Genomic DNA, 14,093 nt, shown 5'->3' with positions numbered 1-14,093 from the left:
ATAGTTGTAAGAAATTGTGTGATTTATCTATAAAAATACTAAAGGAGACACTATTATGTCAGGACAAATTCGTGTATCACCAGAAACGCTAAAAACTCGTGCTAAAGAATATGGCAGAGCTTCAAATGACATTACTCAAATCTTGAATAATCTTCAACGTCTTCAAGATACACTTCGTAGTGAGTGGGAAGGTGAAGCATTTAACGGCTTTGATAACCAATTCAATGAGCTGAAACCAAAAGTGCAGAACTTTGCGGAGTTGATGCAACAAATCAATACTCAACTTGATAAGACTGCTGATATTATGACAGAAAATGACCTCGCTATTAAGAGTGGATTTGGTCTTAATCACGGCTAAAAAGCGACAAACATATGTGTTGGGTTGGGGAGGCTTCCTCAGCCCTTTTTTATCATTTCGTATAGGAGAAAACTGTGAACAAGAAACGATTAACCTGGTTAGGAGTGGCTTTATTAGCGATTACCATCATCATCTCTTTTTTAGGTGTTATCAAACCAACTCCGATTAGTAAAAGCTCTTCTGAACAAGTATCGCAGAAGAGTCCCCTTAAAATTGCGGTTGTCAACGAAGATAAGGGAACGAATTATAATGGAGAAAATGTAAACATTGCAGATACCTTATTGAAATCATTCTCAACTTCTACTGATTATGATATTGAAACGGTATCTCGCTCGATTGCAGCGAAAGGTTTAGAAAACAACACTTACCAGTTAATGATTATCTTCCCAAGTAAATTTTCAGAGAATAGTTTGGCCATTGAATCTGCGAATCCGTCGCGGGCTGTGTTTCAGTATGAAATCAAATCTGATAAGCAACTAGTTGTAAAGCAGGCTGAACAAGCCGTAGTTGATTTTAAGAGTCTTTTCAATAAAAATCTAGTCAATATCTACTTTCTTAGTATCATTGGAAACCTTCAGACTGCGCAATCTCAAGTGTCAGACGTTGTGACAAATGAAGGCGAGGCTTTGGATGCTTATAGTACGAAATTATTTAACCCTTTGACATCCTACTTTCAGCTATTTGCAGGATTAAGCTCAACACCAAATGATTTAGTAAACACGTATTCTTCATTTAGTAAGGATCTTAATAATACAAATGATGCGTTTACATCGATTGCTAGCGTAGATAAAACCTATGAAGAAGAAATTGAAAAGATTAAATCCTTGCAGGAAGTTTGGCAGTCATCGATTGATACGAGAGAAACCATTTTAAAAAATTATGACGAAGAATTTTCAAAGTTAACAGTTGAACAACAGTTGACGCAGATGAAGGAACTCAATTCATACATTTTAGAACATTTGAGCGAACCTGCTGTGTGGAAAGATACAACAGACAAAGTGAATGGCTTTAATAGTGAATTAAAAAGTTTTGTGGAGCGCTTAAAAAAGCTAAACATTGATGTTGATACAGCCTTAAAAGGATATGAAAAAGCGATTGCGGCAGCGGTTGATGAGTCACTGGCAGATACGAGTGAGGAAACAGATAAGACTGATGAAATAAAGCAAACGCTGGGGCTATACTTCAAGAAGCTCCATGATACCATGCTTTCAAAAATCGATGGTGCCATTGCGACAATGCCTTACTATAGTGATGATACCATTGATAGCATGGGCTTATCTGATGCGGATCGGAATTACTTGAAAACTATCAATCGTTTTGTGGAGTGGTATTCAACTGAAAACGAAAAAACTCTACCAACAAGACAGACTTCTACGATGCAACAAAATCATGTAGCGGAAGTGAAACAAGCTGTTTTGCAAAATTTACAAGCGCCAAGATTCCTCTCTTTTCATAATATTGAGGGAAATGTGACTAGTGTACAGGTGTTTGTTCCTGCGAATTATGTGTTAAATGTAAACTATCCTACTAAAAAAATAAGCGATACGGAATATGAGCTTACTGGTTTAAGTGGTACTTCATTTGAGATTCCCTATACTCTTGGAGCAGTCAATCCAGAGCAAGTGGATATCTTCCAAGATGTACAGGTACGAGCAGTAGTGAAAACATCTCAAGAAGTTGAGGGAGAAATGGTTGTTCGTATGCCGAAAGCAGAAAGGAAGACGATTACAAGAACCTATTCAGATACTGATGTTATTTCTAACGCCCCTCTTTATACAGTAAATAAAGGCTTACAGTCTGTTTATAATGATGTGAAAGGTTATTTAGAGGTTGCTTCTCTTGCAAATGCATTTTATGATATGGATTTACAAACAGGCGAAGTAAAACCAGGCTCATCTGCATTACTGAACCAGACAGATGCTAAGAACCTCAAGGCAATCATTGTTCAGTTAATCAAAGATGCCACTATTTCGACCTTAAAAGATCAATTAAAAGTTCCTGATGAAGATTTAGAGAAGTTTGAAGCTAAAGTTGCAGATGCGGAAGGTTTAATTGCGAATATTGATGGGTTGAGAACAAGCACTTCTGATTTACTTGCTCAATTGAACTCTGTCATCGAGGAGACTGAAAAAACTCATACAACCATTCAGAATAAACCAGTATTTACCGAAACAGAAAAACGTGAGAATACAAGTCTAGTGACGGTCACGCTGGACATGAACAAAGATCTGACTCAGCTGATGGCCGCAAGTCAAACGCTGATGAACAATACGAAATCAAATCAATCTGTTTCTAAAACAATCGAAGCAGATGTCGAAAAATTGTCTTCAGACGTTTCTAACCTTGAAAAGGAAGGTGAGTCTCTATCAGGTCGTGTTGCAGAATTGAAAAATGTGATGGATGATACATATACCTCGAATAAAGAGTTTCTTCAAGCCTTTTCAACTGTTTTGAGCAACACCAAGACAGGAAATAATAAAAATGAAGCTGTCTATGACTATTTATCAAATCCAGTTGATGCTTCCAAGATTCAAAATGTATTAGAAACCTCTGCGGCTACTAAAGTAACAACAGCACGTCAGGATGAACGCTCCGGTTTACTGATTATTTTAATTTGTTATTTGGTAGCTTTAGGGATTGCTTACTTGTTACAACATGCGGATATTTCAGGCCTACAACAACAGCTGAAGATTACCAATCGGATTCATTGGAAAAATGCGACAGCACCCCTGACCTTCTTAACAACAATGGGAGCTATCGCAGGAATCTTCATCGCCTTTGTATCAGGGGTTAAATTGGAAATGAATCTTGGTCAAATTGTAGCCTTTGTGCTCCTGTTAGTGACGATTACTCTATTCCTTACCTATGGCCTCAATTTGATGTTAGAGAAGTTACATAGTCTAGGATTTTTACTTGGGATTGTGCTCTTGCTTTTGTATATTGTAACCGCTAGTCAATTGTTAGATGCACATTATGTTAGCTCTGCTAATTTCTTAGATGCGCTTTCTCCCTTATCACATTTAGAAAATCTAGTCACGAAGTATATTAACCATACCAATGGCTGGGGCCTATCTGCTGTTCTAGTGTTCTTTATGACGATTGCTTTAGGAAGTACGAATGTACTTGTTTATAGAAAGGTAAAGGAAAGCTAAGGAGTTGATATGAAAAAGAATATTGGTTTGGGAATTATCTTATTCACTTCTTGTCTGCTGACATCAGTCTCGGCAGACAGTGGTTCATTGAAAATCGATACGAACATTCATTCAAACCAAGAATCCAAAGAGCTCCATTATATTGAGCAGGAAAGCGAACTTGCCAAGTTATTTCATGTAGAAACAACTGAAGCAATTCAAAAAGCGCAAGATCAGGTAAAGGAAACGGAGAAAACGGACAGGAATCATCTTTTCTTATCAAGCCTATCGAGCGAAGATATTGTAGAAGCCTATCAACCCTTGTTGTTTACGTCAAAAACCATGATTTCAAATACAGGAGACTATCATTTTTCATTAAGTGCGAAGTCTCCTGCCCTTTCATGGCAAGTGTTAGGGATGCTGGGTTTAGGATTCTGTGTGATGGGATATTCAATTATTCGTGTTTTTATCCAAAGAAAAGGAAAGAAATAGTTTATGGATGGATATATCAACATTAGTCTTGATTTTACTTTATTGATCAATCGGCAGTTTGATTTAAGAATACCTTCCTCTATGACCTTAAAAGAATTATTGCAGGTTGTATCTGATTCTTATGGTCTCTCCTTAACCATCGTCAATCCAACTGTACGAGTTGTGCAAACAGGACAGATGATTGCAAGTACAGGAACATTAGAGAACTTGAAGGACGGGGTATTAGTACAATTAGAAACCATTTAGGATGTGATGGAGAGAATGATGAAAGAATTAAAAATGGAATTATTAGTAGAGGATGTTAAAGGAAATCGTGAGGTAGCTTATACCTTATTAGAGGCTGCACATCCTCTTTTTCTTACAACAGATATTAGTGTCCAAGATGAAGTATTGTTGTTGGAAAGCTACCTTGAAGAAGGAATGTACGGCTGGGAACGATTGAGTGAGTTAACGGTGGAAGAACGCTTGCGCCATCTCTTGAATATTGGTCGCTTGTATAAGGAATTAGAGTTTTCGAAATACACCTACTCATTTGAACCAGAGTCCATTGCTTTTACAATGAATGCTAGTCCTCAATTTATCCATAAGGGAATCAAGGGACAGATTCCGCCTTATGATTCGATAACAGAGGACGAATTTCTTCAACGATACAAAGCAATGATTCTGTCTCTTTTAGATGACAAGACAGACTATCTTTCTTTGATGGATGGGAAACTACCTTTTTACAAAGGGAATCTTTTCTGCGAGACTGTGCTACAATCAGAGAGTATTTCAGATATTTTGCATCTGCTTCAAGAAAAATACGTAGAAGAGAAGCAGCTGAATGAACAGAACTACTCAAGAATGAGTAATACATTCGTTACACGATTAAAGATTTCTGCCATTATTTCCTCCATTGTGGCCGTGTGTTCGTTGATTGGGATTGGCTATCTTTTCTTCTTTGCTTTGCCAAGACAAGAAATGATTTCGTCTATTCGACTAGCCTTCATTCAGGAAGATTATTCACAAGTCATCTCCACCTTGAAAAATACAGATAGCAAATCACTAAGCCAAGAAGATAAATATATTGTGGCTTATTCCGTAATCATGACGGAACATTTGACTGATGAGCAAAAAACAGAATTAAGTAAGATCTCTAGTCAGTCTAATGAAGACTACCTTCGTTACTGGGTATTGATTGGTCAAGCCAAGATTGATGAAGCGATTGATATTGCTAGTTTCTTAGACGATCCACAATTATTGATGTATGGAATGACAAAGAAAATTGATGAGATTCAGCGTAATCCAGACATGACTTCTGAAGAACGGACGGAGAAGATGAATGGCTACAAGTCGAAATTAGAAGAGCTGAAAAAGCAATATCTGACTCCTTCTGATAATAGCGCGACAGAAGAAGCTACGAAGGTAGAGGCTTCGTCATCGGCTGCTACAAGTTCCTCATCAAGCAGTTCTTCATCAAGTTCGAAGAAGTAGGAGGATAAGAGATGATGTATCTTATTTATCAAGCAAATGCCTATCCTCTCTATCCAGAAAGAAATTATGTGTTAGGCCGAGAAGTGAGTTCTGATATTCTGCTACCACTTGAGGATTCTCTGTCTTTACAAGTGGATAAAGAAACAGTGCTGTTATCAGAAAAGAATTATAGGGTAGGGATTCATACGATATCCTTATCAGAGACTGTGACCATCACGCTCATGATTCTTCCTGAACCTCAATATTTTCTTCTTCCCAAGGATTCTCTCTACCTATCAGGCGAGGAAGATGCGACGATTCGCTTAGAAGATTACGATGGAGAAATTGTCTACACTTTTCATGAGAATAGTGAGATTGATTTTATCAGTAGTGATGCTTATTTTTTAAATGGTCAGAAGCGGTCAGGGAAGCAGGTTATTCGTGAAAACGATGTTCTCGTTTTCGAAAAAGGGATTGTACTGTCTCTTCAGAAGCAGGTTCTTTCGATAGCAACCATTTTTGATATTGAAACTGCCTTGTTGAACTTTGTCGAGACAGTAGTAGAAGATCGTGCAAAAGAGTTTCATCGCTCACCTCGCATTATTTTACGGGAACCGGAAGGGCAAATTACCATTGCTTCTGCCCCGACAGATGAAGATATTACGAAGCAATCATTACTGAAGCTCTTGATTACGCCTCTTGCGATGATTGTCTTTACAGGATTAACCTATCTATTTTCTCGGAGTGGTGGTATGGTCTTCATGATGATGGGGATGTCCGTCATTACCATTGGGACTTCTATTCATACCTACTTCTCGGATAAGAAAAATCACAAAGAAAAACAAGCACAAAAGCTAAAGGATTATATGTCGTATTTAGATACGAAATACAAAGACCTTTCAGCTTATAAAGAGGAGCAGATAGAGGCGCTCCTTTATCACTATCCAGATACGCAGACCATTCTTGAAATGGCAGAAACAACTGATAGACGAATCTATGAGAAGACGCCTTATCATTTTGATTTCCTAACTTACCGCTTAGGACTAGGAGAAGTACCAGCTAGCTTTCAAATTGATTATAGCAACTCTGAGTTGACCAAGTATCATGAAGAGGCGGGGCAAAAGGTACAGGAACTGTTGTCCTACTATAGAATGATAAGCCCAGTTCCAATTCAAAATGATATTGCTAGCCCTATCGGTTATATTGGCAATCGAAAAGTGGTGATTGAGCAGGTTCAGCAATTGATGATGCAGGTAGCGACCTTCCAAAGTTATCATGATGTGCAATTTATTCCAATCTTCCGTGAAGAAGAACTACCATTGTGGAATTGGAGTCGTTGGTTGCCTCATATCAAGATTCAAGCCTTTAATAGTCGTGGATTTGTCTATAGCCAACGGACACGCGATCAGTTATTGACCTCTCTTTATCAGATTATTAAGGAGAGAAAGCTAGATAGTGAGCAAGATAAGAATACTGAGAAGCAGTATACGCCTCGCTATATTTTATTGATTACAGACCTCAGTCTACTCTTAGACCATAACATTATGGAGTATATCAATGAAGACCTATCGCATTTAGGAATTCATTATATTTTTGTAGAAGAAGTGATTGAGAGCTTACCAGAACATGTACAGACCGTTGTGGATTACCGAGGAGATAAGAAAGCGACTCTCCTACTTCAAAATGGGACCTATGTGAACAAGCCGTTTGTACCCTTACCTATGATTGATGTGCAGTCTAAAGAAGGCTTTGCGCGGAATATGGCGGGGATTCATCATGTTCAAACCCTGCGGAATTCGATACCAAATAGCATTACCTTCTTAGAGATGTATGGAGTGACTCGTGTAGAAGAGTTGGATTTATTGACCCGTTGGTCTGAAAATGAAACCTATCAAACTATGGCAGTTCCACTAGGAGTTCGTGGACGTGACGATATTCTCTATTTGAATTTACACGAAAAAGCTCACGGGCCACACGGCTTGATTGCGGGAACCACAGGATCAGGTAAATCCGAGCTGATTCAATCTTATATCTTATCATTGGCGGTTAATTATCATCCCTATGAAGTTGCCTTTCTCTTGATTGACTACAAAGGGGGAGGAATGGCTAACCTATTTGTGAATCTCCCGCACGTTGTAGGAACCATCACCAACTTGGACGGGAACCAAGCAAACCGTGCCCTTGTGTCCATTAAGGCAGAGTTGAAAAAACGTCAGCGAATCTTCTTAGAAAATGATGTCAACCACATTAATCAATATACAAAACTTTTCAAAGAAGGCAAGGTTAGTGAACCGCTTCCTCAACTTCTGATTATCAGTGATGAGTTTGCGGAGTTAAAAGCCAATCAACCAGACTTTATGGATGAGTTGATTTCGACTGCCCGTATTGGTCGTTCATTAGGTGTGAAATTGATTCTAGCTACCCAAAAGCCAAGCGGTGTCGTTAATGACCAAATTTGGTCTAACTCGAAATTTAAAATCGCCCTAAAAGTTCAAGATGTTGCGGATTCACGAGAAGTGATTAAGACCCCAGATGCAGCAGAAATCACTCAAACGGGACGGGCTTACTTACAGGTTGGGAATAATGAAATTTATGAACTATTCCAAAGTGCTTGGTCAGGAGCAGATTATAACCCAGATGGGAAAAATCAAGTTCAGCGGGAGACCACGATTTATGAGATTACAGATAGTGGTCAATACTCACCGATTAACAAAGATTTGAGTGCCCTAGCAAACCAAAAAGAAATCAAAGCGATTCCAACGGAACTAGATGCGATTGTCGAAAAAGCCCATGAATTGTTTGAAGGGTTACGGATTCCCAAAGTGGCCAGTCCTTGGTTACCTCCTTTAGAAGAAAAAATATACGCTAAAGAGTTACAATCAGTGAATTTTAAAGACTATTGGAATCAGCATCAAGGGCCTATGGAGATTTTAGTAGGTTATCAAGATATTCCAGAAAGACAGGAGCAATCTCCGCTCTATTTCAATATGGAACAAGCAGGTCATATTCTTTTGGTATCTAGTCCAGGATTCGGGAAGTCTACCTTCCTCCAAAGTCTGGCAGTAGATACGATGAGAAAACATACACCAGCTGATTTGCACTTCTACCTCTATGATTTTGGGACAAGTGGGTTGATTTCTCTCTCTGATTTCCCTCATGTAGCAGATTATTTTGCCTTAGATGAGACAGAAAAAATTCTCAAGTCCATGCGTCGCCTCCATCAGATGGTTAAGGAACGTAAAAAGGCTTTGTCGAAATTGAAAGCAACCAATTTACGCCAGTATAACCAATTGTCTGAATCTCGTTTCCCAAGCCTCTTTATCCTGATTGATGGTTTTGATAGCGTGATGGACGCACCATTTGCGGATTCTTTCTATGATGTACTGAATGTCATTGCCCGTGATGGAGCCTCATTAGGAATGTATCTTGTGACGACCATGTCTCGTCTGAATGCGATGCGATTGCAGCTCCAGTCTAATTTCAAAACGAAAATTTCCCTCTTCCTGTTTGATACGAGTGATTTATCGGGGATTGTAGGACGTTCTAATATTGAACTGGATGAGATGAAGGGTCGTGCAGTAACGAAGTTGGAGGAGATTACGCAGTTCCAAGTAGCCTTACCATATGTTAGCGAGCAATATGCTGACTACATTGCGGAAGTAGCACAAGAAGTATCTGCTATGAAGGCTGCCTATACAGGTGAATTGCCAGATGGTATCCCTATGTTACCTGAAAAGGTAACGGTGGACCATCTTGTACAATCTGCTAAAGAATTTGTCTTTGGTTTAGATAGGGAGTGGGTACAACCAGCTGGTTTTAGCTTTGATGCGCCGATTTTGATGGCAGCAGAAGGACCGTCCTTCATTAACCATTATTACAAGATATTGGATTACCACATTCATAGACTAAAAGACCGCTACAATGTCGTTGTGCTTGATAATAATGAGAAAATACCAAATCAATTCTTTGAAGGAGCGAATCGCTTTACTAGCAGTTCAGAAGTAGGGGATGTCCTTCGGACAATTGTGGGAGACTTAAAAGATAGAGTCGCCAATCCGCAAGTCGCCTACCCAAATTGGCTAGTCATTATTCCGGATCTTGCTTCGACAGGAATGAGTGTTGGTTTGAGTGAAGCGGATATGAAACTGCTCTTGCTTGAAGGAGCCAAGCATGGGGTTACCCTTCTCTTTGTGGGAAGTTATCAAGATCTGGTCAATAACAGTTATGATAGTTATGTTAAACTGATGCTTCAGCTAGTCGAACAAGTCTTCTTGGGTGTTCGGATTAGTGCTCAGAATCATACCCGTTATCCATATTTGAATAATGAACCATCTCTGAAACCAAATCAAGGCTATATCCTCTATCCAGAAGGATATGAGTTTGTGCAGTTACTGGAGGTGTAGAAAGGATTCTAATAAAGACAATGGTTTTACATACCACATAAAGGTCTTTTTTGAGAAGGAAGCTTCTTACTTTACTGCTATATCTGCTTTCAAGTGTAAGAGGGGAGCATCTATAACGAGAGAGATGTTGAGTTTTTAGTTGCAAAATAGTAAAGAACAATGGTAAAATGTATATACGAAACATCTTTACAACAGAGGTATACTGTATGGCAAAAACACAACCAGTCAATTTCAGGGCAGAAACTGTCTTTTATCAAAAAACAAAAGCTATTCTAGCAGATGAAAGAGTGACACTTTCTGATGTTTTTAACGCAACTCTCAGAAAGATTGCAACGGGTGCAGTTGATGCACGCGAATTTGTTTCGAGCGACATTCCAGATTCTCAATTTCAGATTGCTTTTGAAGATTTGAAAAAGGAAATTTTATTAGGTCATGAACAGATTGCTCAAGGAAAAGTAACCCCATTAGCTGATGTCAGAAAGGAATTTGGTCTTGACTAATTTTAAATGCTACAAGGTTTCATTAGCAGATAGGGCTAAACAAGACTTGCGAGAGATTCATGACTACATCTTAGTTAATTTTTACAGTCGACAATCTGCTGATGCAAAATTAGAACTTATCTTGACAGCGCTGGAGATCTTAGAGACCTTTCCAGAAGCATGTCCTCTCGTGTCTAGCCGAGGGTACGGTCAATTGACAGATGATGGCAAGGTCTATCGGTATATGCCTATTGAAAACTATCTAGCTTTTTACTATATTGAAAATTATGATGTCTATGTAGCACGTATTTTGAATTCGCGACAAGATTGGGCAAAACTATTCAATAAGTAGGTATTTAGTAGCTATAAAGGTGGATTTAATAGATAACTTTTTCTAATCATCTTATAATTGATAATAACAATATCCATGTGAAAACAGTTGGAGAAATTTACATGATTGAAGTGTATAGAATAATAGATAGATTTACGATTACAGATAAAGGATTTGTATATAGTTTTGAAACTAAGGCAGTCCAATCTTTGAAGCTTAACGATATTGTATATGATTTGCAGGGTAATGAATTTCAAGTATCTGGGGTCGAGATGATTCGTCGAGCTCCTAACCAAGCTGACAATGGTAGTGTGAATCAGCAAGGCTTTTTCATTCAATCAAAAAGCGGAAAACAGGCAATGGGTAGTATTTTACTAAAGAAGAAGCCAACGATTCATTTTTTATTTAGCAGTGACCCACTAAACTTTAGGAAAGTTGATAGTGACTATTTAGAAGAGTACACGTATGCGAGTAAGAATTATGATTGTGCTTTATTTAGTTTAGAGAGATTCGAAGAAGGAAAGTCATTCATTTTTGGAGATAGTATACAAGGGATAACAATCTATAGAGGCTGGATGCTGTCGGTTGATGAGTATCGTAGACTTTATGTTGAGTTACTATCCAAAGGAATTTATTTGATCAATACTCCAGAAGAATATGAACGCTATCATCATTTACCAAACTGGTATCAATCTTTTGAAGGCGAGACATTTGAATCGTTTTGGTCAACTAGCGATAAGTTAGAAGATATTGAAAAAAAGGTGGGAGACAAACAAGGAGCTTTCATTGTAAAGGATTATGTGAAAAGTAGGAAACATGAATGGTATGATGCTTGTTATATTGATAATATAGCAAATCAAGTAAACTTTAGAGAAATTGTTACGAATTTCGTTAAAAGACAAGGTAGTCAATTCGTTGGAGGGATTGTTCTTCGGAAATATGAAAAGTTAAATTATATTGGGTTTCATGACAAAAGTGGCATGCCGATAGCGGAAGAATATAGAATTTTTGTTTATGCAGGGGAAATACTGATAATTGGTGATTATTGGAATGGTAATACGGATGGGTATTTGTCTAGTAGCGAGACAGCATGGATTAGATCCATCGTTCAGAAGGTCAATAGTAATTTCGTTACAATAGATGTAGCACGGAAAGAAGACGGAAGCTTAATTCTAATGGAGTTCGGTGATGGGCAAGTATCTGGACTTCAAGAATTAGGAGAAAAAGAGTTTTATGCTGCATTTGCACCATTGCTATCCATATAGAATTAACAGTCATTGATTATGATTTCAAAGAAGATAAGAGTGAATGGTTCTATGTGGGAGTAGTAGCTGAAACGTTCCAGCAACTGAATCTTGGTCGCTAGACGTTTCGGCTTTTTCATTGCTTATTACTAAAATCCAGCATGCCATACTAGCTATTGCAGCCTAAATAATGTAAAATAGAGAGCAGTTAGGAAGCAAGGAGATTCGAAATGGCATCGTATTGGAGTCGCTATCCATTGTTGGGAGAACAGCTTGATGGTGTAAGGGCTTTAATTGAGCGGAAACTGCATATCCGCAACAAGAGCATCGAGCAGGCAGTCGTGGCCTTAAATAGCGCAGGTGGAAAGTATTTGCGTCCAGCTTTTTTCTTTTTATTTGAAGCCTTTGGCGACGCAGCAAGGTTGGACAAGGAACAGTTGGTGACAGCGGCCGCTTCGTTAGAGGTCTTGCATTTGGCAACCTTGGTCCACGATGATGTCATTGATGATTCGCCGCTACGGCGAGGGCAGGTGACTGTTCAAAGCCGTTTTGGCAAGGATGTTGCGGTCTACACAGGAGATTTACTGTTTACCATCTTTTTTGAATTGCTCCTAGAGTCCATGCCTGGCTCTCCTTATATGAATGTAAATGCCAAGACGATGAAGAAGATTTTGCTGGGCGAGTTGGATCAGATGTCAGCCTATTACAGACAAGACCAGACGGTTCGTGCTTATTTACGGGCTGCCGCAGGAAAAACAGCTGCCTTGTTTAAATTAGCTAGTCGGGAGGGGGCGTATTTTGGCGGAGCAGACCCAGAAACGATTCGACTGGCAGGTCATATCGGCTTTTATATCGGGATGGCCTTTCAGATGATTGATGACCTGTTGGACTATACTGAAGATAGTGAGATGTTAAATAAGCCCGTTTTAGAAGATATTGGGCAAGGGATTTATAATTTACCACTCATCTGTGCCCTGCAAAAAAATCCTGTAGCCTTTCGTCCCTATCTTGATAAAAAGCAGGCGATGACAGCAGCAGATGTCCAAGTTGTGGTGGCCTTGATGAAAAAAGAAAGTGGGCTAGAAGAGGCGAGGCAGTTAGCCACTCGCTTCACCCAGAAAGCTGTAGCCGCCATTCAGCAATTACCTGCCCATCCATCAAAAGCAATCTTGCTGGAGATAACGGAGCGCTTGCTCAAAAGAAGTTGTTAGGATAAGAAAAGGAGCTAGTTGCTCCTTTTTTTTGAATGTCAGCGTATAGGGTTGGTGGACGAAGTGGCAGAATGCCATAGTGTCCAGTGTAATTGAGGCTTGACATCATCAGCTTCGACAGAAGATATACGGTTGAGAAGATGTGGGAAGTGAGATATAATAGTTTCATAATCCTCATCAACATAGCTATGTAGAAAATTCTGTAGGAGGAACCAGACAAAGATTGGGAAATCCCCAAGAATGTAGGAGGTAATTAATATGTTTGAAACTATTGAACAACTAGCTATTACAACGGCAGATAATACTGGATGGGGTATAGAAGTATACTATGATAAAGTTATTTCAAGTGAGCGAATGAAGTTACTATCAAGAAATGTATCTAAAACTGATTGGATTATCCAATTTATTGAAGGAAATCATCTTGATACAGCTGGAGATCAGCATAAGTTATCTCAACTCATTGAGTTAATCGTAGAATATATTAAGAGAGACTTACTGATTTTTATACTAGAAAGGTGTGGATATGCCATGCAGAAGTCCTTCAAGCCGCTAAAATAACATCAGTCTATAGGATAAGTTGCTTGTTAGGGGAATGTCTGGTGGTATTATCAATGCCAAAACATTATAAGAGGAGAACAATAAATGACGCGTGATAAATTAAGACTTAGTGATTGCAGATATAGACTTTAGGGATGGTCTAAAAAAACTATCCAGTAAGATTCAAAAAGAAACTGATGATTTGGTTGTAATTTCTGCATTGACGACTGATGATTTAGTATCTCTCTTTTCTTGATAGTTGGATGAATCATTAGAGATATTTATGTTAACTTATCAGATTGATAGCCCAAAATCCCAGCTTGTCTTACTTGGCAAGCTGGGATTTTAATGTTCTATAGGTATAATTTGTGAAAGCAACAAAAAAGTAATCCGTCTTTAGCTTTGGCAAGTTAACGGATTACTCATTCTGTTATGAGCCACCGTCTTAAACGGTT

Annotated in this window: 11 protein-coding genes; all 11 read left to right on the top strand. The window is 38.7% G+C overall.

What is annotated here, in order from left to right; all coding sequences use genetic code 11:
* Positions 1 to 55 precede the first annotated feature (55 nt).
* Positions 56 to 358: a WXG100 family type VII secretion target gene (locus BU202_RS02840; RefSeq protein WP_075104293.1), complete on the top strand. Its 303-nt coding sequence runs from the start codon at positions 56 to 58 to the stop codon at positions 356 to 358.
* A 74-nt stretch (positions 359 to 432) separates the two neighbouring features.
* Complete coding sequence (esaA, locus tag BU202_RS02835) at positions 433 to 3,510, top strand: type VII secretion protein EsaA (RefSeq protein WP_075104292.1); 3,078 nt, start codon at positions 433 to 435, stop codon at positions 3,508 to 3,510.
* A gap of 9 nt (positions 3,511 to 3,519) precedes the next feature.
* Positions 3,520 to 3,981, top strand: coding sequence for a hypothetical protein (locus BU202_RS02830; protein WP_075104291.1), 462 nt, complete (start codon positions 3,520 to 3,522; stop codon positions 3,979 to 3,981).
* Positions 3,982 to 4,062: 81 nt separating this feature from the next.
* On the top strand, positions 4,063 to 4,227 hold the full coding sequence (locus BU202_RS02825; RefSeq protein ID WP_244149011.1) for a hypothetical protein: 165 nt from the start codon (positions 4,063 to 4,065) through the stop codon (positions 4,225 to 4,227).
* Between the two features lie 18 nt (positions 4,228 to 4,245).
* Entirely contained in the window at positions 4,246 to 5,454 is a 1,209-nt protein-coding gene (gene essB / locus BU202_RS02820) for a type VII secretion protein EssB (protein ID WP_075104289.1), read from the top strand.
* 11 nt (positions 5,455 to 5,465) lie between these two features.
* Entirely contained in the window at positions 5,466 to 9,836 is a 4,371-nt protein-coding gene (essC, locus tag BU202_RS02815; RefSeq protein ID WP_075104288.1) for a type VII secretion protein EssC, read from the top strand.
* A 206-nt stretch (positions 9,837 to 10,042) separates the two neighbouring features.
* Complete coding sequence (locus tag BU202_RS02810; protein WP_075104287.1) at positions 10,043 to 10,336, top strand: antitoxin; 294 nt, start codon at positions 10,043 to 10,045, stop codon at positions 10,334 to 10,336.
* A complete protein-coding gene (locus BU202_RS02805; protein WP_075104286.1) occupies positions 10,329 to 10,667 on the top strand; it encodes a type II toxin-antitoxin system RelE/ParE family toxin in 339 nt (112 codons plus the stop codon). The genes BU202_RS02810 and BU202_RS02805 overlap by 8 nt, the downstream gene beginning before the upstream one ends.
* A gap of 101 nt (positions 10,668 to 10,768) precedes the next feature.
* Complete coding sequence (locus tag BU202_RS02800) at positions 10,769 to 11,911, top strand: ATP-grasp domain-containing protein (RefSeq protein WP_208604242.1); 1,143 nt, start codon at positions 10,769 to 10,771, stop codon at positions 11,909 to 11,911.
* Between the two features lie 209 nt (positions 11,912 to 12,120).
* A complete protein-coding gene (locus tag BU202_RS02795; protein ID WP_075104285.1) occupies positions 12,121 to 13,101 on the top strand; it encodes a polyprenyl synthetase family protein in 981 nt (326 codons plus the stop codon).
* Between the two features lie 258 nt (positions 13,102 to 13,359).
* Entirely contained in the window at positions 13,360 to 13,659 is a 300-nt protein-coding gene (locus BU202_RS02790; RefSeq protein WP_075104284.1) for an Imm53 family immunity protein, read from the top strand.
* The last annotated feature ends 434 nt before the right edge of the window (positions 13,660 to 14,093 follow it).

The organism is Streptococcus cuniculi, assembly GCF_001921845.1.
Taxonomy (GTDB): Bacteria; Bacillota; Bacilli; order Lactobacillales; family Streptococcaceae; genus Streptococcus; species Streptococcus cuniculi.
Note: the sequence above shows the minus strand (reverse complement) of the source record. Positions and strands in the feature narration are given on the sequence as shown.